The organism is Pseudarthrobacter xylosi (assembly GCF_055412765.1).
Genome location: NZ_JBVAYT010000008.1, coordinates 176,003 through 200,552, shown reverse-complemented (window position 1 = coordinate 200,552; position 24,550 = coordinate 176,003). Strand labels below are relative to the sequence as shown.

Genomic DNA, 24,550 nt, shown 5'->3' with positions numbered 1-24,550 from the left:
TGTCAGAGAACCGTGATGGCCCGGTCCGTCGGAGCCACCGGCGCCGGCAGGATGGTGCTGCCCATGAGGAACTTGTCCACGGCGGCGGCGCAGGCCCGGCCTTCAGCAATGGCCCACACAATGAGCGACTGCCCGCGGCCGGCGTCACCGGCCACAAAGATGCCCTCCGTGTTGGTCATGTAGTACCCGTCGCGGGTCACGTTGCCGCGCCCATCGAATTCGGCGCTGACCTGCTCGGTGATGCCCGCAGGCTCCGCTCCGGTGAAGCCCAGCGACAGGAAGACCAGGTCCGCCGGGACGATCCGTTCGGTGCCGGCCTTGGGGAGCCGCTTGCCGTCAACGAATTCCGTTTCGGCAACCTTGACGCCGGTGAGCTTGCCGTTCTCGCCGACAAACTCCACGGTGGAGGCGAGGTATGTGCGTTCGCCGCCTTCCTCGTGGGCGCTGGCCATTTCGAAGAGGGTGGGGAACGTGGGCCAGGGCTGGTGCCCGGCACGTTCGGCCGGCGGCTGCTTGCCGATGGCCAGGGTGGTCACCGATGCTGCCCCATGGCGGTGCGCAGTACCGAGGCAGTCAGCACCGGTATCGCCGCCGCCGAGGATCACCACGTGCTTGCCCTTCGCATGGATCTGGTTCTCCACAGTCTCCCCCGCGACAACGCGGTTGGCCGACACTAGGTAATCCATGGCGTAGTGCACGCCCTCAAAGTCACGCCCCGGGATGGGCAGGTCCCGCGGGACGGTGGCGCCGGTGGCAACCACAACGGCGTCATAGCGGCGTCGCAGCTGCTCCCACGTCACGTCGGTGCCCACGGCGACGCCGGTGCGGAAGCGGGTGCCTTCAGCCTTCATCTGCTCGACGCGGCGGTCCACCTGCTCCTTCTCCATCTTGAAGTCGGGGATGCCGTAGCGGAGGAGGCCGCCAATCTTGTCGTCACGCTCGTACACCGCAACGGTGTGGCCCACCCGGGTCAGCTGCTGCGCCACGGCCAGGCCGGCAGGGCCGGAGCCGACGACGGCAACGGTCTTTCCGGTCAGGCGCGTCGGAGGCAGGGGGTTGACCCAGCCGTTTTCGAACGCTTCGTCGATGATGGAGACTTCAACCTGCTTGATGGTCACCGCTGGCTGGTTGATCCCCAGCACGCAGGACGCCTCACAGGGTGCCGGGCAAAGCCGGCCGGTCCACTCGGGGAAGTTGTTGGTGGCATGCAGCCGCTCAATCGCTTCCTCGCCTTTGTCCCGCCAGGTGAGGTCGTTCCACTCCGGGATCAGGTTGCCCAGCGGGCAGCCCTGGTGGCAGAACGGCACGCCACAGTCCATACAGCGGCCGGCCTGGGCCTTCAGGACACCCTTTTCCTGGGCCTCGTAGACTTCCTTCCAGTCCATGATGCGGACGGGAACGGGACGGCGTGGCTGGGTTTCACGCTGGCGTACTTTAAGAAATCCGCGTGGATCAGCCACCGGTTACCTCCAGGATTCGAGCCCATACTTCTTCGCCGTCGGGGTCGAGGCCCTCTTCGATGGCGTCCAGTCGGGTTTGCAGGACTGCCGCGTAATCGCGCGGCAGCACTTTGGTTATGCGGGCAGCGGTGTCGTCGAAGTTCTCCAACAACCGGGCAGCATGCAGCGATTCCGTTTCCTCGACATGCTTCACCAACAGGCCGTGGACAATGTCCCGGTCTTCGGCGTCAAGTTCAACGAGCTGGAGTTCGCCGGACTGCAGGGCGTCCTTGTTGACCTGCGTGGTCTGCAGGTCCAGCACATAGGCGGTGCCGCCGGACATGCCGGCACCGAAGTTGCGTCCGGTGCGGCCGATGATCAGTGTCTGCCCGCCGGTCATATACTCGCAGCCGTGGTCGCCGATGCCTTCGACAACGGCGGTGGCCCCGGAGTTACGGACCAGGAAGCGTTCGCCCACCTGTCCACGCAGGAACATCTCGCCGCTCGTGGCGCCGTAGCCGATCACGTTACCGGCAATGACGTTGCTTTCGGCCTTGAACACGTTGGTGCGGTCCGGCCGGACGATGATCCGCCCGCCGGAAAGGCCCTTGCCCACGTAGTCGTTCGAGTCACCGAAGAGGCGCAGCGTGATGCCGGCAGGCAGGAATGCGCCCAGCGACTGTCCCGCGGTACCGGTCAGGGTGATGTCGATGGTGTCCGGCGCCAGCACGTCCGTGCTGAACGTCTTCGTCACTGTGTGGCCCAGCATGGTGCCCACCGAGCGGTCGGTGTTGATGACGTCCACCGCGATCTTCACCGGGCTGCGGTCAGTCAGGGCCTCCGTGGCCATGGTGATCAGTCGCTGGTCAAAGTGCTTGTCCAGCTCGTGGTTCTGCGAGGTCATGTTGCGCAGCGGAGCGTCGTCGTCGAACTCGAGCCCGTGCAGGATCGGGTCCAGGTCCAGGCCGTCGGCCTTCCAGTGGTTGATCGCTTCGCGGGCATCCAGCACCTCGGCGTGGCCGATCGCCTCTTCGATGCTCCGGAAGCCGAGTTCCGCGAGGATCTCGCGGACTTCCTCGGCCAGGAATTCGAAGAAGTTGACCACAAATTCGGGCTTGCCGGTGAAGCGGGCCCGCAGTTCGGGGTTCTGCGTTGCGACGCCCACCGGGCAAGTGTCGAGGTGGCAGACGCGCATCATGATGCAGCCTTCCACCACCAGCGGGGCGGTAGCGAAACCAAACTCCTCGCCGCCGAGCAGCGCGGCAATAACAACGTCGCGGCCGGTCTTGAGCTGGCCGTCCACCTGGACCACCACACGGTCACGCAGGCCGTTAAGCATCAGGGTCTGCTGGGTCTCAGCAAGCCCCAGCTCCCACGGCACACCCGCATGCTTGAGCGAGTTCAGCGGGGATGCGCCGGTTCCGCCGTCGTGTCCGGAAACGAGTACGACGTCGGCCTTCGCCTTCGTGACACCCGAGGCCACAGTGCCGATCCCCACTTCGGAGACGAGCTTGACGTGCACACGGGCCGAGGGGTTGGCGCGCTTTGCATCGTAGATGAGCTGCGCGAGGTCCTCGATGGAGTAGATGTCGTGGTGCGGCGGCGGCGAAATCAGGCCGACGCCGGGCGTCGAGTGTCGCGTCCGGGCAACCCAGGGGTATACCTTCTGCGCCATCAGCTGGCCGCCTTCGCCGGGCTTGGCACCCTGCGCCATCTTGATCTGGATGTCATCAGCGTTGGTCAGGTAGAGACTCGTGACACCGAACCGGCCCGACGCAATCTGCTTGACCGCAGACCGGCGCTTCGGGTCCAGGAGGCGGTCCACGTCCTCGCCGCCTTCACCGGTGTTGGACTTGCCGCCCAACTGGTTCATGGCGATCGCGAGGGTCTCGTGGGCTTCCTTGGAGATGGAGCCGTAGCTCATGGCGCCGGTGGAGAAGCGCTTCACAACGCTGGAGACGGGCTCCACTTCCTCCAACGGGACAGCCGGACGGTCGTTCTTGAACTTGAGAAGACCACGCAGGGTCATCAGGTTCTCCGACTGGTCATCCACGCCCTTGGTGTAGGACTTGAAAATGTCGTAGCGGCGCTCACGCGTAGCATGCTGCAGCCGGAAGACAGTCTCCGGGTTGAACAGGTGCGGCTCGCCGTCGCGGCGCCACTGGTATTCGCCGCCGCCCAGGAGCGGGCGGTGGGGCATTTCGATGCCACCTTCGGGGTAGGCCATCTGGTGCCGCGCCGAAACTTCGGCGGCGATAACGTCCAGGCCCACGCCGCCCAGTTGGGAATGCGTGCCGGCGAAGAACTCGTCCACCAGTTCCTGTCCGAGACCCAGTGCCTCGAACGTCTGCGCGCCGGTGTAGGACGCCACGGTGGAAATGCCCATCTTGGACATGATCTTCAGGACGCCCTTGCCCAGGCCCTTAATCAGGTTGTAGACGCCATCCTGGGGCGTGACCCCAACAACGTCACCGGCGGTGATGAGCTGCTCCACGGACTCCATGGCCAGGTACGGGTTCACGGCAGAAGCACCGTAGCCGATCAGGACTGCCACGTGGTGCGTCTCGCGGACGTCGCCGGCCTCGACCACCAGGGCGGTCTTGGTGCGGTTGGCGCTGCGCAGCAGGTGGTGGTGCACGGCGCTGACCAGCAGCAGGGAAGGAATCGGAGCCCACTGCGCGTTCGAGTCACGGTCGGACAGCACAACATACTGCACGCCGCGGTTGATCGCGCCGGACACCTGCTCGCAGATCTCGGTGAGCCGGGCACGCAGCGCGTTCTCGCCGCCTTCGGGGCGGTAAAGGCCGCGGACCTTCATGGCCACGCGGTCGCCGTCGGGCGTTTCGATGTTGGCGATCTTGGCGAGCTGGTCGTTGTTGATCACCGGGAACGGCAGCATGACCTGCGGCTGGCGGACCTGCTTGGTGTCCAGCAGGTTGCCGTTCGGGCCGATGGCGCAGGTCAGTGACGTGACCAGCTCTTCACGGATGGCGTCCAGCGGCGGGTTGGTGACCTGCGCGAAGGACTGCACAAAGTAGTCGAACAGCAGCCGGGGACGCTTGGAGAGCACTGCAATCGGGGTGTCCGAACCCATGGCACCCAGCGGCTCGGCGCCGGTGCGGGCCATCGGGCCGAGCAGGATCTTGAGTTCTTCGGTGGTGTACCCGAAGGTCCGCTGGCGAATGTTCACGGACGCGGCGGTGTGGACCACGTGCTCGCGCTCGGGGAGGTCCTTGAGGTCAATCAGGTTGTCCTTGACCCACTCGGACCACGGGTTCGCGGCAGCAACCTCGGCCTTGACCTCTTCGTCGTCGATGATGCGCCCGGCCTCGGTGTCCACCAGGAACATCTTGCCCGGGGAAACCCGGCCCTTTTTGACCACCTTGGAAGGTTCGACGTCGATCACGCCCACCTCGGAGGCGAAGATGATCAGCCCGTCTTCGGTGATCCAGTAGCGTCCGGGGCGCAGGCCGTTGCGGTCCAGGGTGGCGCCGACAAGGTTGCCATCGGTGAAGGAGACAGCCGCGGGGCCGTCCCACGGCTCCATAAGCAGGGAGTGGTACTCGTAGAACGCACGCCGTGCCGGATCCATGGTGGCGTGGTTTTCCCAGGCCTCAGGGATCATCATCATGATCGAGTGCGTGATGGGGCGGCCGGAGAGCCAAAGCAGCTCGGCGACTTCGTCGAAGGACGCGGAGTCTGACGCACCAGGGGTGCAGATGGGGTATAGCTCTTCCGGCGAGTCGCCCAACAGCGGGTTGGCGAGCTGGGACTGGCGGGCGCGCATCCAGTTCCGGTTGCCCTTGACGGTGTTGATTTCACCGTTGTGGGCGATGGTGCGGAAGGGCTGGGCCAACGGCCAGGACGGGAACGTGTTGGTGGAGAAGCGCGAGTGGACGATCGCCAGCTTGGTCTTGAAACGCTTGTCCGAGAGATCAGGGTAGAAGGGCTCCAGCTGCGCCGTGGTGAGCATGCCCTTGTAGACGATGGTGCGCGAGGACAGCGACGGGAAGTACACGCCGAACTTGTTCTGGGCACGCTTGCGGATCCGCCAGGCACGTGAGTCCAGCTCATTGCGGTCCAGTTCCTCGCCGGTTGCCGAGGCAAGGAAAGGCTGTGAGAAGTAGGGCATGCAGGCGCGGGCCATGGCACCGACGAGGTCCGCGACGATGGGCACTTCGCGCCAGCCGAGCACTGTCAGGCCTTCATCGGCGGCGAGGCCTTCAATGCCGGCCTTGGCGGCGTCGGCTTCGCGTTGCTCGGCAGGGAGGAACGCTGTACCGGCAACGAACTGGCCCGGTGCGGGGAGTTCGAATTCTGTGACGGCGCGGAAGAACTCGTCCGGGATCTGCATCAGCAGGCCGGCGCCGTCACCGGTTCCCTCGTCGGCGCCAACGGCACCGCGGTGCTCCAGGTTGCGGAGCGCGGTCAGCGCGGCGTCGACGATGTCGTAGCCGGGCTCGCCGCGGAGCGTGGCGATGATCGCCAGGCCGCACGCGTCTTTTTCGTTCTCTGGGTTGTATAGACCCCGGGCCTCGGGCAGCGCGGCAAAGCGCTTGAACGGGGACATAGCAGCCTCAGGCTGGTCCGGTTCGGACCAGCTGGGAGTGTGAAGAGTTTGGCTCATGGGAGACGTCCTTCCTCCTGATCGTGCGTATGGAAGGGACACCGTTGGCCCCACTCGTCAGCGCCTCTGTGATGGGCACAACAAAGTGTTATTTACAGGAAATTGTAGGCCAGACCGGCCTGCTGACTGAACAGTTACGCAGGTCCCTGACCCGGGCTTGACCGGCCAGCTGCTGTCTGCCGACCGGATGGGCCCTGTTGCCACGACGCTGTGGTGTGTGGGCGCTCCGAGTGTTGACTCTGCTACCCTGCCGTGCTGACGTACTACTTGCTCGTGCCAGCCTCCGGCGCGGATTCCGTTGCCTTGTGGCCGGAAGTTCCGGTTACCGGCAACTCCGGATTTGGCTTGTCGCCGTCCCGGAATGCCGGTTCCTCTTCCGTTGGAGTGGAAGGGACCCGGGCACCATTTTGGTTATCTGGGAGATTATCACGCGATTCACTATCTGAGACAGAAGAGTCCGCATCGCGGACCGGTGCCTTGTCTGCTCCAGAGGCGTCCATGGCATCGTCTGCTGCCGGTTCATGGCCCGCCAGGAACGGTGTGTCCGGTTCCGGGCGGCCTTTCAATCCCAGGAGGACGAACACGATAAGTGCTGCCACAAAGACAAAGATGCTGGTCCAGACGTTGAGCCTGGTGGTGATGCCGAAGAGGTTGATCTGTTCGGCGTCGTCGATCCGCATCGCTTCGATCCAGACCCGGCCCAGGGTGTAATACATGGCGTAGAGCCAGAAGAGCCGGGCACGGCGGAAGTGGAATCGGCGGTCCAGTGCCAGCAGGATGAGCACACCGGCGATGTTCCAGAGCGACTCATAGAGGAAGGTGGGGTGGAAGAGGGTGTCCACCGGCATGCCGGCGGGGAAGTTGGGATTGTCCGCATCAATCTGCAGGCCCCACGGCAGGGTGGTGGGCCCGCCGAAGAGTTCCTGGTTGAAGTAGTTTCCCCACCGGCCAATAGCCTGGGCCAGCAGCAGTCCGGGCGCCGCGGCGTCCAGGAAGGCTGTGAGTTTCACGCCGGACCGGCGGCAGCCGATCCAGGCGCCCAGGACGCCCAGCACCACGGCACCCCAGATTCCGAGGCCGCCGCGCTGGATCTGAGGAATGAGCCCCAGGTCCCCGGTCCCGTCGAAGCCGGGCCCGAAGTAGGCGTCCGGGGAAGAAACCACGTGGTAGAGGCGGCCGCCGATGATGCCGAAAGGAATAGCCCAAATGACGATGTCCCAAACACTGCCTTCAGGCGCACCGCGGCGGGCCCACCTGACGGACGTGAGCCACAGGCCCGCGATGATCCCGGCGAGAATGCACAGGGCGTAGGCGTGGATCCGCAGAGTCCCCCACGGCAGCGGGATATCGAAGCCGGACCAGTCCGGGCTGGGGATGCTGGCCGGCACCAGGGCGGCGGCCTGAAGGAGGATCTGCATGGTGGTTAGGCTTCTTCCCTGACGAGTCCGGCGCTCAGGTCCCGGGTGAGGTCCGCGACGGCATTGACTCCCCCGTCGCGGATGGCGGCAACGAGCGCGGTGCCAACGATGACACCGTCTGCGTACGCTGCGATCTCGCGGACGTGGCTGGCGTTGGAGACACCGAGTCCCACGCACACGCGTTCGGCACCGGCGGCATGTGTGTCGGCAACGAGCTTCTCGGCGCTGCTGCTGACGGCCTGGCGGGTACCGGTCACGCCCATGATGGAAACCGCGTACACAAAGCCCCTGCTTGCCTTGACCGTCATGGCCAGGCGCTCGGGGGTGGAGGACGGCGCCACGAGGAACACGCGGTCCAGTCCGTACTTGTCCGAGGCAGCGAACCATTCCGATGCTTCGTCCGGGATGAGGTCGGGCGTGATGAGCCCGGCTCCCCCGGCCTCGGCCAGCCGGCGGGAGAACTCGTCCACGCCCATCCGGACCACGGGGTTCCAGTAGGTCATCACCAGCACGGCGACGTCTGTGGCTGCCGTGATGCCGGCGACCACGTCAAAGACGCTCTCGACCCGGAATCCGTTGGCGATCGCTTCGGTGGTGGCGGCCTGGATGACCGGACCGTCCATGACCGGATCCGAGTAGGGAATGCCGATTTCAATCAGGTCGGCACCGTTCTTCGCCATGGCAATCCCGGCGTCGATGGTGGCCTGGACGTCCGGGTACCCGGCAGGCAGGTAGCAGACGAGCGCTGAGCGCCCGGCATCCCGTGCACGGTCGATGGCGGCGGCGGACTTACTGGCCGTCTGTTCAGTCATCAGTTCTGGTCCTCGTTGTTGTCCGCGACGCCGCCGGCAGGGGCAGTTGAGGCGGGAACGGCTTCAGTTTCTGCCCGGTCGGCAGGGCCCTTGGGCTTGCGGGTGGACAGGTTGGTGCCCTTGACCTTGCCCTCCTCATCGAGCATGTCGAACCATTCCGCGGCGGTCTCAACGTCCTTGTCGCCGCGGCCAGAAAGGTTCACGATGATCACCGTTTCGGACGGGTCGGCAGTACCTTCGGTGAGGCGCTTGCCAACCTTGATGGCACCCGCGAGGGCATGTGAGGACTCGATGGCGGGGATGATGCCTTCTGTCCGGCACAGCAGCTTGAACGCATCCATTGCTTCGCTGTCGGTGATGGGCTCGTAGGTGACGCGTCCGATGTCGGCCAGGTAGGCGTGCTCCGGGCCAACGCCCGGGTAGTCCAGGCCCGCGGAAATCGAGTGCGATTCGATGGTCTGACCGTCGTCGTCCTGCATGAGGTAGGACCGTGCGCCGTGCAGGACGCCTGGCTTGCCCAAGGTGATGGTGGCTGCGTGCCGGCCGGTGTCCACGCCGTCGCCGCCGGCTTCAAAGCCGTAGATCTTCACGGACGGGTCATCCAGGAATCCGTGGAAGATGCCGATCGCGTTGGAACCGCCGCCGATGCAGGCGCAGACGGCGTCGGGCAGTTTGCCGGTCTGCTCCAGGATCTGGGCGCGGGCTTCCTCGCCGATGACCTCGTGGAAGAAACGGACCATGGCAGGGAACGGGTGCGCCCCGGCCGCGGTGCCCAGCAGGTAGTGGGTGTTGTCCACGTTGCTGACCCAGTCCCGGAGGGCATCGTTGATGGCGTCCTTGAGGGTCTGGGAGCCGTTCACCACGGGAACCACGGTGGCGCCGAGCAGCTGCATCCGGGCGACATTCAGCGCCTGCCGGCGGCAGTCTTCAGCGCCCATGTACACAACGCATTCCAGGCCCAGGAGCGCGGCGGCGGTGGCGCTGGCAACGCCGTGCTGGCCGGCGCCGGTTTCGGCGATAACGCGGGTCTTACCCATGCGCTTGGCCAGCAGGGCCTGCCCCAGGACATTGTTGATCTTGTGGGATCCGGTGTGGTTGAGGTCCTCGCGCTTGAGGAAAATCCGGGCTCCACCAGCGTGCTCGGAGAACCGCTTGGCTTCGGTCAGCAGCGACGGACGGCCGGAGTAGTTCTTGTTCAGGTCGGAGAGCTGGGCCAGGAATTCGGGGTCTGCCTTGGCCTTCTCAAAGGTGTCTTCGAGCTCGTCCAGTGCGGCGATCAGCGATTCCGGCATCCAGCGCCCGCCGTAGCCGCCGAAGTATGGCCCCGGGGCGTGCTTCAGCGAGCCACCCTGCAGGAAAGCGTCCGCAGCGTTGTTGTCAGCGTTTTCTGAGGGTGCGTCAACCATCAGTCTCACCGTCCTGTTCCAGTTGATCGTTCGGAAGTGTTGTGCCGCCGGCACCAGGGCCGGCGGGTGCCCGGGCTAGGCCCGGGCCGCGATGGCAGCAGCGCCGGCCGCCGAGAATTCGGCGATCCGGTCACGCGGCGTTGAGTGGCTGACCAGGGCCTCGCCCACCAGGATGGCGTTGGCACCGTTGGCGGCGTAGTGCGTCACGTCGTCCACGCCGCGAACACCGGATTCGGCGATGACCAGCGCTTCGGCCGGAATCAGTCCGGCGAGGGAGGCGAAAACTGAACGGTCGACGTCGAGCGTCTTCAGGTTGCGCACGTTGACGCCGATGATGCGCGCCTCAGCCGCCACTGCGCGTTCGATTTCCTCTTCCGTGTGCGTCTCCACAAGCACGTTCATGCCGAGTTCGCGGCTGAGCGCGCTGAAGTCCCGGAGCTCGCTGTCGGAAAGCGACGCCACGATGAGCAGGATCAGGTCCGCGCCGTGGGCGCGGGCCTCCCAGATCTGGTACTCGTCGAGCGTGAAGTCCTTGCGGAGCAACGGAATGTCCACGCGGGCACGCACGGCGTCCAGGTCCGCAAGGGAGCCGTTGAACCGCCGCTTTTCGGTGAGGACGCTGATCACGGCCGCGCCGCCGTCGGCATACTGCTCTGCCAGCGATGCCGGATCCACGATGGTGGCGAGGTCACCCTTGGACGGGCTGCGCCGCTTGATTTCCGCGATGACCTTCAGCTGGCCCCGCTGCACGGAGGTGCCGCCGAGGGCCGACCAGGCGTCCCGGGCAGGTACCGCGGCCGCGGCCAGGTCCTTCAGTTCCGCCAGCGAAACGAGACGCCTCCTGGCCTCCATATCCTCCCTGACACCGGCATTGATGTCATCGAGAACAGTCGCCATCAGTGGCCGGAGCTCTTCAGCTTGCTGCCTTCGACGCCGTAGCCTGCCTTGCGCATGATGAAGCCAAGGATGAGGCCAAGGACCATCACGGCCGCGCCGGCGATGAAGATGGGGGTGTTGGCGATGACAAAGGCGATGGACGCGATGAGGGCGCCGACCAGCATAACGATCACGCAGGTCCAGGCCGCGGGGCTGTTGCCGTGGCCAAGTTCCTGGCTGTGGTCAACGGCGCCGGGGGCAACGGTGCGGGTGCCTGATTTCGATACGGAAGCGGGTGCTTTGCTCATGTGAATCTCCTCGGGATGAATACTGCTTACATTCTGCCATTTTTTGGCCAGGACCTGCCCATCGGCAAACCGGGCTCAGGTTTTAGCGGGCTGCTCGGGGTTTGGCTGCGCGCGGGGGTTCACGTGGGGTCGTCGCCGCGCGAGAGCCGGTCCCAGCTGTCGATCTCGTCCACAGGCCCGGTGGCGGCTGTCGCGCTGCCGGATGATGCCCCGTACGCGGCCGCGTCATATTTGGTCCGCACCTTCCAATACCGGCCCGCGGGGATGATCAGCAGGGCGGCCAGCGCCAGCAGGGCACCGGCGACGACGGCGAGGACAGGGAAAGGAGTAACAGTAACTTCCGCGTTCCCTCCGGTGACTCCGGTGGCACCGGCGATGGTGCCCTGCGCGGCACCCAGCGGGTCAGCCAGCACTGTGGCGGCCGCGGCAATGATGCCCACGGAGGCCAACATGATGAGGGCTGTGATGACCCACCGCGCGAACTTTCCCGCGATGGATGCTGCCAGTCCGCCCGACAGTGCCACGACGGCCAGGGCCGTCACTGCAGTGGCGGCTTTGCTGCCCTGGACCGGGAGGGTGTTCTGGTCCCCCGCGGCCTGGCCCACCTGGTTGGCGTCCAGGCTGACAGTGATCCAGGTCTGGGTGGTGGCGCCGAAGACGGCCAGTGCAAGGATGGCGATCAGCAGTACCAGCGTGGATTTCCTGGCCCAGGCCGGCGTCATTCGGCGCCCTGGCTTTCAACGGCGGGGACGCCGGCGTCGCTGATCGGAGAGGTGCCGGGGAACGATTCCGCCGCAATGTTATGCAGTGATCCGGCGGTGTGCACGGCCCGGAGTGGAGCGGCCGCCTTGTTCACGGTCTCCAGCGCTTCAGTGGGGTTCACCGAGTCCGCCACGATGCCTCCGCCGGCCTGGACATAGGCGCGTCCTTCGCGGAGGAGGGCCGAGCGGATGGCAATCGCCATATCCATGTCGCCGGCGAAGTCGAGGTAGCCCACCACACCGCCGTAGATGCCGCGCCGGTGCGGTTCAAGCTCGTCCAGCAGGCGCAACGCCCGGGGCTTCGGGGCACCGGACAGGGTTCCCGCGGGGAAGGTTGCTTTCAGGACGTCGTAGGCATTGGCGTCCGGGGACAGCTTGCCCACCACAGTGGAGACCAAGTGCATGATGTGGCTGAACCGCTCAACCTCCATGAACTGGGTGACGTCCACGGTTCCCGCCACGCAGACCTTGGACAGATCGTTGCGGGACAGGTCCACCAGCATCAGGTGCTCGGCGCGTTCCTTCTGGTCCGCCAGCAGTTCCTCGGCGAGGGCTTTGTCTCCCTCCACGGTCTTGCCGCGGGGCCGTGAACCGGCGATCGGGTGGGTGATGACTTCCTCACCGGTGACCGTCACCAGGGCCTCGGGCGAGGACCCCACGATCGAGTACTCCCGGCCGTCGGCGTCCTCCAGGCTGAAGATGTACATGTACGGGCTGGGGTTGGTGTTGCGCAGGACGCGGTACACGTCAAGCGGTGAGGCCCCACACTCCATCTCGAAGCGGCGTGAAATCACCACCTGGAACACTTCGCCGTCCACGATGGCTTCCTTGCCGCGGTCCAGCGCGGCCAGGTAGGAGGGTTCGTCCCACCGTTCCTCAACGCTGGAGGCGAAATCCAGGGCGGCGGGTTCCAGCACGGAAACTGGCTGGGCCACGGGCGTGCTGATCCGGGTGAGGAGGGCCTTGACCCGTGCCACGGCATCTTCCCAGGCCTCGTCCACGCGGTCGGAGCTGCCGTCGAAGTTGATGGCGTTGGCGATCAGCAGCACCGTGCCGTCATGGTTGTCGTGGACGGCCATGTCGGTGACCAGGTTCAGCGCCATCTCGGGCAGGTGGAGGTCATCCTCCGGCGGGCTGGTCAGCCGTTCCCAGTGGCGGACAGTCTCCCAGCCGAGGAAGCCGACGAGTCCTGAGGTGAAGGGCGGCAGGCCGTCAAACCTGCTGGTGCGCAGAGCTTCGATCGTGTCGCGGATGGCGTCCACGGGGTTGCCGTCCAGGGGCACGCCGGCCGGGGGCTGGCCCAGCCAGTGCGCCTGGCCGTCCTTGGTGGTCAGGGTTGCACGGGACTTCGCGCCGATGAAGGAATAGCGCGACCACGTGCCGCCAACTGCCGCGGACTCCATCAGGAACGTGCCGGGCTGGCCCTGGGCAAGCTTCCGGTAGAGGCCGATAGGAGTCTCCGCGTCCGCCAGCACTTTGAGCGTGACGGGGATGACCCGGCTGTTGCCGGCGAGTTCGCGGAACTCGTCGAGGCCCGGGCTGATGATTCCAAGGTCCTGCATGGCTATGCTTCGCCGCCTGTTCCTACGCTGATTTCCAGGTTCCTGCCGTCGAAGCAGGTCCGGGTGCCGGTGTGGCATGCCGCGCCGACCTGGTCCACGCGGACCAGGAGGGCATCGCCGTCGCAGTCCATGGCAACGGATTTGACCCACTGGACATGGCCGGAGGTGTCCCCCTTGCGCCAATACTCCTGGCGGGAGCGCGAATAGAATGTGACGCGGCCGCTGGTCATGGTGCGGTGCAGCGCTTCGTCGTCCATCCAGCCGAGCATCAGCACCTCGTTCGTATCGAACTGCTGCACAACGGCGGCTACGAGCCCGGCGCCGTCACGCTTCAGTGCATCCGCGACGGCGGCTGGAAGCGGGCTTGTGGCGGGGGCCGGGAAAATTACGGGGGCGGAGGCGGGCTGCTCAGACATCAGACCAAGTCTAGTGCCTGATCAACGGCCCCCGAATATGCACTAGCAGGCATACAACCAGTGTGTGAACAAGGGCACCCTTCGGCTGGCGGTTCTGCTGCCCAACTTCGCTGCTCTCGTGCTAGTTTCACAAGTGATGCATTTCGTCGAACCGTCCCGAGAAGTCCTGGCCGAAACCCTGCTGGCGGCCGGTCCTGATGCCCCTACCCTCTGCAGAGGCTGGCGCACCAGGGACCTTGCCGCGCACCTTTACCTGCGCGAACGCAAGGCCGCCGTGGGGCTGGGCCTCATCATCAAGAGCCTTTCCAAGGCCTCGGACAAGGCCACCGCCAAGCTCGCGGCGAAGCTGAAGACCGCGGACGACTACACCGGTCTGGTGAACACTTTCCGCGGCGGTCCCCCGGCGCTCTCCCCCATGAACATCAAGGCATTGGACGAGAGCTCCAACCTGATCGAATATTTCGTCCACACGGAGGACATCCGCCGGGCCGTGGACCGCTGGGCGCCGCGCGCCCTCGACGAGGCCTACTCGGACGCCCTCTGGGACGAGCTGATCAAACGGGCAGCCATACTTTACCGCGGTGTCGACCTTGGAATTGTGCTGGTGCGCCCATCCGGACCGCGGCACGTCGCCAAGCGGGCACCCGTCTCGGTGGCGATCGTTGGTGAGCCGGGTGAGCTGCTGATGCACGCCCACGGCCGGACCCGCCACGCCCTGGTCACCTTTGAAGGCCAGCCCGACGCCGTCGCCCTGCTCCAGTCAGCCGAAGTCGGCCTCTAGGGCATTTCCGGTGGTTGAGCTTGTCGAAACCAGGTTTCGACAAGCTCAACCACCGAACTCGAAACCAGGACGTTAGCGGACTTCGAAGCCTGCGTCGCGGATTGCCTGCTTGACCTGGGACATCATGTTGTCCGGTCCCCAGTGGAAGATCGACGCCGCCAGCACGGCGTCCGCTCCTGCGGCAACGGCCGGCGGGAAATGAGCCGGTTCCCCGGCGCCGCCTGAGGCGATGATCGGCACTTTCACCGCGGCCCGGACCAGCCGGATCAGTTCCAGGTCGAAGCCGTCCTTGGTGCCGTCGGCGTCGATGGAGTTGAGCAGGATTTCACCGATGCCACGGTCGGCGGCTTCCCTGGCCCACTCGATGGCGTCGATCCCGGTACCCGTACGGCCACCGTGGGTGGTCACTTCAAACCCCGACGGCGTGGGCTGGGACCCGGGGCGGGTCCGGCGGGCGTCCACGGACAGGACCAACACCTGCGAACCGAAGTGCCGGCTGATCTCGTTGATGACGTCCGGCCGGGCAACGGCGGCCGTGTTGATGGAAGCTTTGTCCGCGCCGAACCGCAGGAGCTTGTCCACCTCGGCAACACCGCGGACACCGCCGCCCACGGTCAGGGGAATGAAAACTTCCTCGGCGGTGCGGCGGACCACGTCGAAGGTGGTTTCACGGTTGCCCGAGGACGCCGTGACATCCAGGAACGTCAGTTCGTCAGCTCCCGCGTTGTCGTAGCGGTGGGCCAGCTCCACCGGGTCCCCCGCGTCGCGGAGCCCCTCGAAGTTGATGCCCTTCACAACGCGGCCGGCGTCGACATCGAGGCAGGGGATGACTCGTACAGCTACAGCCATGGGGACTCCTGGAATTCTCGGGTGGATTCTGCGCCGCGGCGTGAACCGGGCGGGACGCTCAGATACGGCAGGCGTGGATGCTGCTGACCAGGATGGCGCGGGCGCCGAGGTCGTAGAGCTCATCCATGATCCGGTTGGTTTCCTTCTTCGGAACCATGGACCGGACGGCCACCCAGTCGGAGTCGCGCAGCGGCGAGACCGTGGGTGATTCCAGGCCGGGAGTCAGAGCGGCGGCCTGTTCCACGAGTTCCTTGCGGATGTCGTAGTCCATCAGCACGTACTGGCGCGCCACGAGGACGCCCTGCAGCCGGCGGATCAGGACTTCAATCTCCTTGGCGGTGCCGTTCGCGGCTCCGCCGTCGCCGGTGCGGCGGATCAGGACAGCTTCCGACTTGAGGATCGGCTCGCCGAAGATTTCCATTCCGGCGGCCTTGAGGGTGTTGCCGGTTTCCACAACGTCGGCGATGGCATCAGCCACGCCGAGCCGCACGGAAGACTCCACGGCGCCGTCGAGCCGGACCACCTTGGCGTTGATGCCCCGCTCGGCGAGGTAGCCGCGGAGCAGGCCGTCGTAGCTTGTGGCGAGGCGCTTGCCTTCCAGCTCTTCTGCCGCGGCGAAGTCACCCACTGGTCCGGCGAAGCGGAACGTGGACGCAGCGAAGCCCAGGGGCAGCAGTTCCTCGGCCTCCACCTCGGCGTCCAGCAGCAGGTCGCGTCCGGTGATGCCGACGTCGAGGGTTCCGCGTCCGACATACACGGCGATGTCGCGCGGGCGGAGGAAGAAGAATTCAATGTCGTTGTCCGGGTCCATCATGACCAGTTCGCGGGTGTCGCGGCGTTGGCGGTACCCCGCTTCGGACAGCATGGCGGAGGCGGCTTCGGACAGGGAGCCCTTGTTGGGTACGGCTACTCGCAGCATGGGGGTCTTTCTTGGTTGGGAGGTCTATGGATCAGGCAAACGGGCCACGCAGGGCACGGGCGGGCAATTGTTGGCCGCCGGGTGCCGAAGTGGCTACAGATGCTTGTAGACGTCTTCCAGGGTCAGGCCTTTAGCGAGCATCAGAACCTGCAGGTGGTAGAGCAGCTGGGAGATTTCCTCGGCCGTGGCCTCATCGGATTCGTACTCAGCGGCCATCCAGACTTCGGCTGCTTCCTCCACGACTTTCTTGCCAATGCCGTGGACTCCGGACTCCAATTCAGCGACGGTGCGGGAGCCTGCCGGGCGGGTGGCTGCCTTCTCACTCAGTTCAGCGAACAGCGTCTCGAAATTCTTCACGCCCTACAGCCTACTTGCTGCTGGCCCGGGGGCGCCTTTCGGGCCGCTGCATGACGGGCGCGATGTGATCGAACACACACCGCTCCCGGCGGCTTGCTGCCCGGATCGGCTGCTACTTGTACGGCTTGAGGAGCACCGCGGTGGCCAAGGCTGCCGTCACTGCTTCGTGGCCCTTGTCCTCGCTGGAGCCCGGCAGGCCCGCACGGTCCAGTCCCTGCTGCTCCGTATCGCAGGTCAGCACGCCGAAGCCCACCGGCACGCCGGTGGAGACACTGACGTCCGTCAGTCCCGACGTCGCCGCCTGGCAGACGTATTCAAAGTGCGGTGTGCCGCCACGGATCACGACGCCGAGCGCCACCACTGCGTCAAAGTGCGGTGCCAGCCGCGCGGCAGCGACGGGGAGCTCAAAGGCGCCGGGAACGCGCAGTACGGTAGGTTCGCTGATGCCCGCGTCTTTGGCGGCGCGCAGGGCACCGTCCAGGAGTCCGTCCATGATCTGCGTGTGCCAGCTGGCTGCGACAATGGCCAACCGCAGCTGCGATGTTTCCGCCGGGTTGAGGGTGGTGAGGTCAATATCTGGTGCGCCGTGTCCGCTCATGCGTGAATCTGGTCCGTTCAGTTTTGGTCGTGGTCGAAATCGTCGGCGGCGCCGCTTGGCACCGTGACAACATGTGAGTCCAGCGTCAGCCGGTGCTCCATGCGGTCCTTTTTGGTCTGAAGGTAGCGAATGTTCTGGTCGCGGGACGGCACCTCGGTGGGCACCATTTCCACCACCTTCACGCCGGCTTTGGCGAGCCTGTTCTTTTTGTCCGGGTTGTTGCTCAGCAGCCGGATCTCGTGGAGGCCCATCTCGGCCAGGATCTGGGCGGCCGCCTTGTAGCAGCGGGCGTCCACCGGCAGTCCCAGCTGTTCGTTGGCCTCCACGGTGTCAAAGCCCGCTTCCTGGAGGGCGTAGGCCTTGATTTTGTTGGCCAGCCCGATCCCCCGGCCTTCCTGCCCGCGCAGGTACAGCAGCGTGCCGCCGAACTCGTTGATCAGCTCCAGGGCATAGGCCAGCTGTTCGCCGCAGTCGCAGCGGTAGGAGCCGAAGACATCGCCGGTCAGGCACTCGGAATGCAGCCTGACCAGCGGAGCAACACCCTCCTTGGGCGGGTTGGGCGAGCTCACCGCCAGGTGCTCGACGCCCGTGACCAGGTCTGTCCACGCTTGGGTAACGAAATCGCCAAATGCCGTGGGCAGCTGCACAATCGGACCGCCGCTCACGGGGTGGTGGGCCCGGCCGTTGCCGGCCGCCCCCTGATGGTGGCCATTCTGGTGGCTGTGGTCCGAAACTCCGGAAGCCGTCATCATTACTCCTCTACTCCGCCCGGGCGTCCGGCCCGGTGTCACTGTCGGCGGGCGTCCCGGCTCCTGCTTCAAGGTAGGCCACCAGATCCTCAATCGAGATCAGGGGGCACCCGTGTTCAGCAGCGAATCCCCGCAGCCCGTCGAGCCGCATCATTTCACCGTCGTCGTACACAACCTCGGCGATCACGCCCACGGGCTCCAATCCGGCGAGCCGGCAGAGGTCCACGGCTGCTTCGGTATGGCCGGGGCGTTCACGCACTCCTCCGTTAACTGCCCGGAGCGGGAAAATATGCCCGGGGCGGGTCACGGCCGCCGGTCCGGCGCCGGGGTCTGCAAGGACGCGGACCGTGAGAGCCCGGTCCGTCGCGGAGATTCCGGTGCTGACACCCACCGCCGCGTCGCAGGAAACGGTGTACGCCGTACCTTTCGCGTCCTGGTTCACTGCCACCATGGGCGGCAGTGCCAGGGCATCGGCACGCTCCCCCGTCAGGGGGACGCAGATGACGCCGGAGCTGTAGCGGATGGTCCATCCCATGAGCGCGGGGGTGGCATGCTGTGCGGCGAAGATAATGTCGCCCTCGTTTTCGCGGTCCTCGTTGTCCACCACCAGCACAGGGCGGCCGGCGGCCATTGCGCGGATGGCATCTTCCACGGGGTCAAGTTCGAAGGTTGCGTCAGGCACCGGACCGGCCTCCGCGGCGGGTTCCAGCCGGACGATGGCGTTCATCGTTCGCCCCCGGTGGTTGCGCCGGTGCTGAATGCCAGCAAGCGTTCGGTGTATTTGGCCAGCACGTCGACTTCCAGGTTGACCCTGCTGCTGGTTGTCTTGGCCCCCAGGCCGGTCTCGGCCAGTGTGGTGGGGATCAGCCCCACTTCGAACCAGGGCAGCAGCTCCGCGGCGGGGCTGACTGCCGTGACTGTGAGCGAGACGCCGTCGATCGCGATGGAGCCCTTCTCTGCGATATAGCGGGCGAGGTTGGCCGGCACACCGAAGCGGAGCCGCTCCCAGTTGCCGAGAGCCTCGCGCTCCAGCAGCTGCCCGACGCCGTCGACGTGGCCCTGGACGACGTGGCCGTCCAGCCGGCCGCCGGCGGGGACGCAACGCTCAAGGTTCACCGCGTCCCCGGCGGCAAGTTCGCCGATGGTGCTGCGGACGAGGGTTTCGCCCATCACATCAACACTGAATTCTTTGCCCTCTATTGCGGTGGCCGTCAGGCAGACTCCGTTGACGGCGATGGAGCCGCCCAGTCCGAGACCTTCGGTGGTGCCGGGCGCGCGGAGGCGGAGTGTTGCGCTGGCATCGCCGTCCCGCTCCACGGACAGGACCTGTCCCTGCTCGGCAATAATTCCGGTAAACATCAGTAGCCTCCCATGGCTGGTTCCGCGGCAGTGCGGGATAGTTGTGGTTCAAGAGTTTCGGTTGGTTCTGGTCGGAGGTGCAGCCTCAGGTCCCGGCCCAGGGTCAGGACGGCGCCGCCGTCGGAGGGGTCCCAGTCCCAGTGCCGGGCATCCGCGAGGGTGGTGATTCCGAGTCCGTTGAGGGCGGGGGTTCCGGAGCCCAGCAGGGTGGGGGCAACGTAGACAATGAGTTCGTCCACAAGCCCGGCGGCCAGGAATGAACTGAGGATGCGTGAGCCGCCTTCCACCATGACGTGGCGGACTCCCTCCGCGTAAAGGATCGAGAGCGCCTCCCGCGGATCCCGCGTGGCGAGGTGGAGCACGTTACCGTCATCACCCCGGACGGCGGCGTCAGCTGGAATGTCGCGCAGGCCCATGACGGCCCGCAGCGGCTGCTTGCCCGATGCCGCACCGGACTCGTCCCGGGCTGACAGCCGGGGGTTATCCACCAGTACGGTCTGGGTCCCCACGAGGATGGCGTCAATCCGCCGCCTGAGCCCGTGGTTGTCAGCAAGCGATTCGGGCGAGGAGATCCACTGGCTCGTGCCGTCCTCGGCGGCGATCCGGCTGTCCAGCGTCTGGGCGATGTGCAGCGTCACAAACGGGCGCTGTGCGGCCACTCCCAGGAACCACTGACGGTTCAACTCGAACGACTCACCGGCAGCGAGCCCGCTGCGGACCTGCACTCCTGCGTTCCGGAGGGTGGCAGCGCCGCCCGCCGCAGGGTCATGCGGATCGTCGACGGCGTAAACCACGTCCGTGATTCCGGCACGAATGATCGCCTGGGTGCAGGGCCCCGTGCGGCCGCTGTGGTCACAGGGTTCCAGCGTGATCACCATTGTGCAGCCGCCCAGGTCCAGCCCGGCGGCCTCAGCCTGCGCGATGGCGTCCGCTTCCGCGTGGGGTGTGCCGGCGCCGCGGTGGTAGCCGGTCACCAGCTGGTGGCCGGCAGCATCGATGACGACGGCGCCCACCAGCGGATTCGCTCCGCGCGGGCCCTGCAGGGCTGCCTCGAGCGCTGCCTCCATGGCGGCGGTTTCGGCGGCGCTGAACGCCGTGACGTTTTCGATCCGGGTCATGGGGCAGCCACCGGTTGGGCTGCTTCGGTTCCCGGACCATGGGAAATCCTGGCTTCAAAGAGCCATCGCAAAGGGTTCATGTGTGTTGTCGTTCCTTCCCTCTAGAACCGCGATGGCTCCGGGGGTATACGACAGCAGAAGACCACAGCGCCAAAGGGCGCCGCAGATACAGCTGTACGTGCTTCTCTCATCCAGACTTTAACTGTCGGTACCGGAATTTCACCAGTTCAACCGTCCGCCGGTTCCTTCCCCGAAGGGGAAAGCGCCGGCTCGCGGGTCGCGGACTATCACCGCCGGTTCGGACTTACACCGACCCCGGAGCACGTATTGTGTGTTGCTATTGTGCCATAACCACAAGGGGGCCCAGACTATTCCGCGGACGCAGCACGTAACTTTATGCTGCCGGCTTCGCGGAGCCGTCCGATGGCTGCAGCCGGGTCTTCCGCGCCGTAGACAGCCGAACCCGCGACAAAGACGTTCGCGCCTGCCTCGGCCGCCCGCAGAATGGTTTCCTCGGTAATGCCGCCGTCCACCTGAATGGCGACATTGATTCCGGAGCCGTCAATGGCTGCCCGGGCCCTGCGGATCTTGGGCAGGGTGAAGTCCAGGAACGCCTGGCCGCCGAAGCCCGGCTCGACGGTCATGATCAGGAGCATGTCCAGTTCCTCGAGCATGTCCAGGTAGGGTTCCACGGCCGTGGCAGGGCGCAACGCCATGCCGGCTTTGGAGCCGCGGGCCCTCAGTTCGCGGGCCAGTTTGACCGGTGCAATCGAGGCTTCAGCGTGGAAGGTCACGGAGGCCAGCCCGGCGTCGGCGAACCCCGGCGCCCAGCGGTCGGCGTCGGAGATCATCAGGTGGGCGTCCAGCGGGATGGGGCTGACCGCCTGAATCCGCTGGACCACGGGCAAGCCCAAGGTGAGGTTGGGGACAAAGTGGTTGTCCATAACATCCACGTGCACGGCGTCAGCGTTGCTGATGCGCTGCAGTTCGGCTTCGAGGTTGACGAAGTCGGCGGACAGGATGCTGGGGTTGATGCAGCATTGCGGCATGGGGGAACCTTTCACGGGTCAGGCTTTCTTCCGGATGAGGGCCAGGAACATGGCATCGGTGCTGTGGATGTGCGGCCAGAGTTGCGCCGTAGAATCGTGGCCTGCACCCAGGTTCCCGGTCAGGCTCACGCTGTCCAGCACCGCACCGGCGTCGAGCAGTTCCAGGTCATCACGCTTCCGGAGGGCATCGCTGACCACTGCCGTGGTTTCGGCCGGGTGGGGCGAACAGGTGACATAGGCAACCACGCCGCCGGGGCGGACGGCGTCCAGCGCCGATTTCAGCAGGGCACGCTGCAGCGGTCCCAGGTCCGCGAGGTCCTTGGGGGTACGCCGCCAGCGGGACTCCGGCCTGCGGCGCAGGGCACCAAGCCCGCTGCAGGGGACATCCACGAGGACCCGGTCAAAGGACTCGGGCTGCTCTGTGCCGAGGTCTCGGCCGTCGCCGGTCCGGACGCGCCAGACGTCCCTGGGCACGGCGGAAAGGGCCTGGCTCACGAGTTTTGCACGGTGCGGGGCAGGTTCATTGGCGAGCAGCGTGGCACCGTGGGCGTTGGCCAGCGCGCCCAGCAGGGCGGCCTTGCCGCCGGGGCCGGCGCACAGGTCCAGCCAGGTCTCGTTCCGATTTCCTGTTCCAGTGCCGTCGGTGGGATCGAGGTCCACGGCCGCCATAGCACGGGCCACCAGCTGGGAGCCGACATCCTGGACGCGCGTGCTGCCTTCCCGGATGGAGGCGAGGCGGCCCAGGTCTCCGCCGCTGGAGAGCGCCGAACCTTCAACGAGTTCACCCAAAGTGGCCCCGCCTTCCAGGGCTTCATCCAGGCTGCCCAAGCCGGGCAACGCCACGAGGTTAACCACCGGAGCTTCGTTATCGGCTTCCAGCAGGTCGTTGATTTCGGCGGCTGACCGCCCGTGGGCCACCAGGGACTGGCGCATCGCCCGCACGATCCATTCGGGGTGGGCGTAGCGGAGGGACGCGATGGTGGTTTCGTCGCTTTCGCCGGCGACGAGGACCTCCAGCCACTCCTCCAGCGTGTGCGCCGTGACCTTCCGCAGCACCGCATTGATCAGGGCGGAGGGTCCGGCACCGATGACGGCGCGGGCCAGGCCAACCGTCTGATCCAGGGCGGCGTGGGCCGGGACGCGCATGGCGAGCAGCTGATGGGTGCCGATCCGCAGGGCGTCGAGAATGGCCGGGTCAAGCTGGTCCAGCGGCCGGTCAACGCAGCGGGCCAGGATGGCATCGTAAGTGCCCTGGCCACGCAAGGCCCCGTAGCTGAGCTCGGTGGCGAAGCCGGCGTCGCGCTTGTCCAGGCCGTGATGGCGGATGCGGGACGGGAGCACCAGGTTGGCATAGGCGTCCTCGGCGGCTACCGCGCGCAGGACTTCAAAAGCCACCAGCCGCGCTGGATCCGCCCGGCGGGTCCGCTGCGCCGGGGCGTTTTCGGTGAAGCTCCGCTGGGAGGGGCGGTTACGTTCGCGTCCCTGGGCGTTGCGCTGGCTGGAGTCCCGTGGCCCGCCCTTGCCCCGCCCGCTGTTGCCCCGTCCGCCGCCTGCGGCGCCGCTTCCGCTGCCGCCCCTGCCGCCTGCATTTCCGCCGGATTCGCTCATTCGAAGACCACGCTTTCCAGTGTTGCCATGCCACGCGCCCAGTCGGCGGCGGCCATCATCTTTTTGCCCGAAGGCTGGATCCTTGTCAGCTCCACAGCATGGGATCCGGTGCCCACCAGGACGCTCTTCCCGTCGAGGAACACCGCGCCGGGCTGCAGGTCGGCGTCACCTGGCCGGAGGCGGACGGGTTCGAGTTTGACGCGCTGTCCGTCCAGGGTGGTCCAGGCACCTGGCTCGGGGGTTACACCACGGGCGCGCCTGCCGATTGCCAGGGCGGGCTGCTTCCAGTCGAGCCGGCCGTCATCAATGGTCAGCTTGGGGGCCAGCGAAACATCGCCGACCTGCGGCTGGGCGGCTGCCCTCCCGGCCTCAACGGCGGACAGCGTCTGGGCAAGGAGTACAGCCCCGCTGTGGGACAGCCGCTCCAGCAGCGCTCCGGCGGTGTCTTCCGGGCCAACGCCCTCGGTCAGCGTTCCGAAGACCGGGCCGGTGTCCAAACCTTCCTCCAACAGGAAGGTGACAGCACCGGTGACGTCGTCGCCGGCCATCACGGCCCGCTGCACGGGGGCAGCGCCACGCCATGCGGGAAGTAGGGAAAAGTGCAGGTTAATCCAACCGTGCGGGGGAAGATCCAGGGCGGCGCGCGGAATCAGTCCGCCGTAGGCCACGATGGCGGCCACGTCCGGCGTGGCCGCGGCGATTTTCGCCGTCACGGCCTCGTTAACGCGGGTGGCGTGGATGATGTAGATCCCCAGCTCCGCGGCGCGTGCGGCAACGGGCGACGGCGTCAACACCCGTTTGCGCCCAATCGGCGCGTCGGGACGGGTCAGGACAGCAACGATCTCAAAACCGGCCTCAACGAGGGCATCAAGGGACGGGACGGCCACGGCGGGGGTGCCGGCAAAAAGTACCCTCATGTGGTGGCGCCGCCGCCGAAGCTGCCGCCCCCGGTGCCTGTGCCCCCAAAGCTCGCGCCCCCAAAACTGGACCCGACCGTCTTGGCGCGCTTCGTCGTCGTGCGTTCCGTAATGGCCTCATAGTTGGCATTGCGGATGGAGCGCAGGGCCGTCTTCCGGTCCTCGCCTTCCAGCCTGTCGGTGAACAGGATGCCGTCCAGGTGGTCCGTCTCGTGCTGGAAGCAACGGGCCAGCATGCCTTCCCCCTCCACAGCGACAGGATTCCCGTTAAGGTCGACGCCGGTAGCGCGGGTTGCGCGGAAACGGCGGACCGGGAACGCGAGGCCAGGAATGGACAGGCAACCCTCAACCTGGTCCGCCTGGTAGTCCTCGCTGCTTTCCAGGACCGGATTGATGATGTGGCCCTCCACGCCGTCAATCCGGTAGGTGAAGACCCGCTGGCTGACACCAATCTGGGGGGCTGCGAGGCCGGCGCCGTCCACGTCCTCCATGGTTTCCATCATGTCCGCAATCAGCTTGGCGAGCTCAGGACCGAATTCCGTCACGGGATCGGCCACTGTGCGGAGCACAGGATCGCCGATGATGCGGATATTCAGAATGGCCATGTGCTGTCTTTCCTCA

23 protein-coding genes and 1 riboswitch are annotated in these 24,550 nt (G+C 66.2%); of the genes, 1 reads left to right on the top strand and 22 read right to left on the bottom strand.

The features are described from left to right. Positions 1 to 2: 2 nt before the first annotated feature. The 10 genes from ACZY1F_RS16965 to hisI all read right to left on the bottom strand — a co-directional run bounded on the left by ACZY1F_RS16965 (position 3) and on the right by hisI (position 13,625). Positions 3 to 1,460, bottom strand: a complete 1,458-nt coding sequence (locus ACZY1F_RS16965; protein WP_463943232.1) for a glutamate synthase subunit beta — start codon at positions 1,458 to 1,460, stop codon at positions 3 to 5. Continuing rightward, complete coding sequence (gene gltB, locus ACZY1F_RS16960; protein WP_463943230.1) at positions 1,453 to 6,066, bottom strand: glutamate synthase large subunit; 4,614 nt, start codon at positions 6,064 to 6,066, stop codon at positions 1,453 to 1,455. The genes ACZY1F_RS16965 and gltB overlap by 8 nt, the downstream gene beginning before the upstream one ends. A gap of 263 nt (positions 6,067 to 6,329) precedes the next feature. Beyond that, a complete protein-coding gene (lgt, locus tag ACZY1F_RS16955) occupies positions 6,330 to 7,484 on the bottom strand; it encodes a prolipoprotein diacylglyceryl transferase (RefSeq protein WP_463943228.1) in 1,155 nt (384 codons plus the stop codon). Positions 7,485 to 7,489: 5 nt separating this feature from the next. Next, on the bottom strand, positions 7,490 to 8,296 hold the full coding sequence (gene trpA / locus ACZY1F_RS16950; protein ID WP_463943226.1) for a tryptophan synthase subunit alpha: 807 nt from the start codon (positions 8,294 to 8,296) through the stop codon (positions 7,490 to 7,492). Beyond that, positions 8,296 to 9,702, bottom strand: a complete 1,407-nt coding sequence (gene trpB, locus ACZY1F_RS16945; RefSeq protein ID WP_463943225.1) for a tryptophan synthase subunit beta — start codon at positions 9,700 to 9,702, stop codon at positions 8,296 to 8,298. The genes trpA and trpB overlap by 1 nt, the downstream gene beginning before the upstream one ends. A gap of 75 nt (positions 9,703 to 9,777) precedes the next feature. Beyond that, on the bottom strand, positions 9,778 to 10,599 hold the full coding sequence (gene trpC, locus ACZY1F_RS16940; RefSeq protein ID WP_463943223.1) for an indole-3-glycerol phosphate synthase TrpC: 822 nt from the start codon (positions 10,597 to 10,599) through the stop codon (positions 9,778 to 9,780). Beyond that, entirely contained in the window at positions 10,599 to 10,886 is a 288-nt protein-coding gene (locus tag ACZY1F_RS16935) for an HGxxPAAW family protein (protein WP_463943221.1), read from the bottom strand. Before ACZY1F_RS16935 ends, trpC begins: the two co-directional genes overlap by 1 nt. A gap of 119 nt (positions 10,887 to 11,005) precedes the next feature. Continuing rightward, positions 11,006 to 11,608, bottom strand: a complete 603-nt coding sequence (locus ACZY1F_RS16930) for a Trp biosynthesis-associated membrane protein (RefSeq protein WP_463943219.1) — start codon at positions 11,606 to 11,608, stop codon at positions 11,006 to 11,008. Then, on the bottom strand, positions 11,605 to 13,209 hold the full coding sequence (locus ACZY1F_RS16925; RefSeq protein ID WP_463943217.1) for an anthranilate synthase component I: 1,605 nt from the start codon (positions 13,207 to 13,209) through the stop codon (positions 11,605 to 11,607). The genes ACZY1F_RS16930 and ACZY1F_RS16925 overlap by 4 nt, the downstream gene beginning before the upstream one ends. Positions 13,210 to 13,211: 2 nt before the next feature. Then, on the bottom strand, positions 13,212 to 13,625 hold the full coding sequence (gene hisI, locus ACZY1F_RS16920; protein WP_463943216.1) for a phosphoribosyl-AMP cyclohydrolase: 414 nt from the start codon (positions 13,623 to 13,625) through the stop codon (positions 13,212 to 13,214). Positions 13,626 to 13,761: 136 nt separating this feature from the next. Between hisI and ACZY1F_RS16915 the strand changes: the two genes are divergently transcribed. After that, the gene (locus ACZY1F_RS16915; RefSeq protein ID WP_463862463.1) at positions 13,762 to 14,406 is read left to right on the top strand and encodes a TIGR03085 family metal-binding protein; all 645 of its coding nucleotides are present in this window, start codon (positions 13,762 to 13,764) and stop codon (positions 14,404 to 14,406) included. Between the two features lie 72 nt (positions 14,407 to 14,478). Here ACZY1F_RS16915 and hisF read toward each other — a convergent pair whose 3' ends face one another. The 12 genes from hisF to def form a co-directional block, all read right to left on the bottom strand. After that, positions 14,479 to 15,255 (bottom strand): imidazole glycerol phosphate synthase subunit HisF, encoded by a 777-nt coding sequence (gene hisF, locus ACZY1F_RS16910; protein ID WP_141140182.1) that lies wholly within the window; start codon positions 15,253 to 15,255, stop codon positions 14,479 to 14,481. Positions 15,256 to 15,313: 58 nt separating this feature from the next. Further along, positions 15,314 to 16,174: an ATP phosphoribosyltransferase gene (hisG, locus tag ACZY1F_RS16905; protein WP_058929289.1), complete on the bottom strand. Its 861-nt coding sequence runs from the start codon at positions 16,172 to 16,174 to the stop codon at positions 15,314 to 15,316. A 93-nt stretch (positions 16,175 to 16,267) separates the two neighbouring features. After that, positions 16,268 to 16,531, bottom strand: a complete 264-nt coding sequence (locus ACZY1F_RS16900; protein WP_056345618.1) for a phosphoribosyl-ATP diphosphatase — start codon at positions 16,529 to 16,531, stop codon at positions 16,268 to 16,270. A 112-nt stretch (positions 16,532 to 16,643) separates the two neighbouring features. Then, a complete protein-coding gene (gene ribH, locus ACZY1F_RS16895) occupies positions 16,644 to 17,129 on the bottom strand; it encodes a 6,7-dimethyl-8-ribityllumazine synthase (RefSeq protein WP_463913522.1) in 486 nt (161 codons plus the stop codon). A 17-nt stretch (positions 17,130 to 17,146) separates the two neighbouring features. Beyond that, the gene (gene ribA, locus ACZY1F_RS16890; RefSeq protein ID WP_463943214.1) at positions 17,147 to 17,878 is read right to left on the bottom strand and encodes a GTP cyclohydrolase II; all 732 of its coding nucleotides are present in this window, start codon (positions 17,876 to 17,878) and stop codon (positions 17,147 to 17,149) included. Positions 17,879 to 17,888: 10 nt separating this feature from the next. Beyond that, on the bottom strand, positions 17,889 to 18,605 hold the full coding sequence (gene ribB / locus ACZY1F_RS16885) for a 3,4-dihydroxy-2-butanone-4-phosphate synthase (RefSeq protein ID WP_463943213.1): 717 nt from the start codon (positions 18,603 to 18,605) through the stop codon (positions 17,889 to 17,891). Continuing rightward, positions 18,602 to 19,237 (bottom strand): riboflavin synthase, encoded by a 636-nt coding sequence (locus tag ACZY1F_RS16880; protein ID WP_463943211.1) that lies wholly within the window; start codon positions 19,235 to 19,237, stop codon positions 18,602 to 18,604. Before ACZY1F_RS16880 ends, ribB begins: the two co-directional genes overlap by 4 nt. Then, positions 19,237 to 20,355 carry a bifunctional diaminohydroxyphosphoribosylaminopyrimidine deaminase/5-amino-6-(5-phosphoribosylamino)uracil reductase RibD gene (gene ribD / locus ACZY1F_RS16875; protein WP_463943210.1) on the bottom strand — a complete coding sequence of 373 codons (1,119 nt, stop codon included), beginning with the start codon at positions 20,353 to 20,355 and terminating at the stop codon, positions 19,237 to 19,239. Before ribD ends, ACZY1F_RS16880 begins: the two co-directional genes overlap by 1 nt. Positions 20,356 to 20,529: 174 nt before the next feature. After that, positions 20,530 to 20,683, bottom strand: a riboswitch (FMN riboswitch). Positions 20,684 to 20,723: 40 nt separating this feature from the next. Further along, entirely contained in the window at positions 20,724 to 21,404 is a 681-nt protein-coding gene (gene rpe, locus ACZY1F_RS16870; protein ID WP_463943298.1) for a ribulose-phosphate 3-epimerase, read from the bottom strand. Positions 21,405 to 21,422: 18 nt separating this feature from the next. Continuing rightward, positions 21,423 to 23,012: an RsmB/NOP family class I SAM-dependent RNA methyltransferase gene (locus tag ACZY1F_RS16865; RefSeq protein WP_463943208.1), complete on the bottom strand. Its 1,590-nt coding sequence runs from the start codon at positions 23,010 to 23,012 to the stop codon at positions 21,423 to 21,425. Next, positions 23,009 to 23,929, bottom strand: a complete 921-nt coding sequence (gene fmt / locus ACZY1F_RS16860) for a methionyl-tRNA formyltransferase (RefSeq protein ID WP_463943206.1) — start codon at positions 23,927 to 23,929, stop codon at positions 23,009 to 23,011. The genes ACZY1F_RS16865 and fmt overlap by 4 nt, the downstream gene beginning before the upstream one ends. After that, complete coding sequence (def, locus tag ACZY1F_RS16855; protein ID WP_463943205.1) at positions 23,926 to 24,534, bottom strand: peptide deformylase; 609 nt, start codon at positions 24,532 to 24,534, stop codon at positions 23,926 to 23,928. Before def ends, fmt begins: the two co-directional genes overlap by 4 nt. Positions 24,535 to 24,550 lie beyond the last annotated feature (16 nt).

Bases quoted from the DNA above. Each gene is read 5' to 3' on its own strand.
- gltB (WP_463943230.1), bottom strand. From the start codon at position 6,066: ATGAGCCAAACTCTTCACACTCCCAGCTGGTCCGAACCGGACCAGCCT.
- lgt (WP_463943228.1), bottom strand. From the start codon at position 7,484: ATGCAGATCCTCCTTCAGGCCGCCGCCCTGGTGCCGGCCAGCATCCCC.
- trpA (WP_463943226.1), bottom strand. From the start codon at position 8,296: ATGACTGAACAGACGGCCAGTAAGTCCGCCGCCGCCATCGACCGTGCA.
- trpB (WP_463943225.1), bottom strand. From the start codon at position 9,702: ATGGTTGACGCACCCTCAGAAAACGCTGACAACAACGCTGCGGACGCT.
- trpC (WP_463943223.1), bottom strand. From the start codon at position 10,599: ATGGCGACTGTTCTCGATGACATCAATGCCGGTGTCAGGGAGGATATG.
- ACZY1F_RS16935 (WP_463943221.1), bottom strand. From the start codon at position 10,886: ATGAGCAAAGCACCCGCTTCCGTATCGAAATCAGGCACCCGCACCGTT.
- ACZY1F_RS16930 (WP_463943219.1), bottom strand. From the start codon at position 11,608: ATGACGCCGGCCTGGGCCAGGAAATCCACGCTGGTACTGCTGATCGCC.
- ACZY1F_RS16925 (WP_463943217.1), bottom strand. From the start codon at position 13,209: ATGCAGGACCTTGGAATCATCAGCCCGGGCCTCGACGAGTTCCGCGAA.
- hisI (WP_463943216.1), bottom strand. From the start codon at position 13,625: ATGTCTGAGCAGCCCGCCTCCGCCCCCGTAATTTTCCCGGCCCCCGCC.
- ACZY1F_RS16915 (WP_463862463.1), top strand. From the start codon at position 13,762: ATGCATTTCGTCGAACCGTCCCGAGAAGTCCTGGCCGAAACCCTGCTG.
- hisF (WP_141140182.1), bottom strand. From the start codon at position 15,255: ATGGCTGTAGCTGTACGAGTCATCCCCTGCCTCGATGTCGACGCCGGC.
- hisG (WP_058929289.1), bottom strand. From the start codon at position 16,174: ATGCTGCGAGTAGCCGTACCCAACAAGGGCTCCCTGTCCGAAGCCGCC.
- ribH (WP_463913522.1), bottom strand. From the start codon at position 17,129: ATGAGCGGACACGGCGCACCAGATATTGACCTCACCACCCTCAACCCG.
- ribA (WP_463943214.1), bottom strand. From the start codon at position 17,878: ATGACGGCTTCCGGAGTTTCGGACCACAGCCACCAGAATGGCCACCAT.
- ribB (WP_463943213.1), bottom strand. From the start codon at position 18,605: ATGAACGCCATCGTCCGGCTGGAACCCGCCGCGGAGGCCGGTCCGGTG.
- ACZY1F_RS16880 (WP_463943211.1), bottom strand. From the start codon at position 19,237: ATGTTTACCGGAATTATTGCCGAGCAGGGACAGGTCCTGTCCGTGGAG.
- ribD (WP_463943210.1), bottom strand. From the start codon at position 20,355: ATGACCCGGATCGAAAACGTCACGGCGTTCAGCGCCGCCGAAACCGCC.
- rpe (WP_463943298.1), bottom strand. From the start codon at position 21,404: ATGCCGCAATGCTGCATCAACCCCAGCATCCTGTCCGCCGACTTCGTC.
- ACZY1F_RS16865 (WP_463943208.1), bottom strand. From the start codon at position 23,012: ATGAGCGAATCCGGCGGAAATGCAGGCGGCAGGGGCGGCAGCGGAAGC.
- fmt (WP_463943206.1), bottom strand. From the start codon at position 23,929: ATGAGGGTACTTTTTGCCGGCACCCCCGCCGTGGCCGTCCCGTCCCTT.
- def (WP_463943205.1), bottom strand. From the start codon at position 24,534: ATGGCCATTCTGAATATCCGCATCATCGGCGATCCTGTGCTCCGCACA.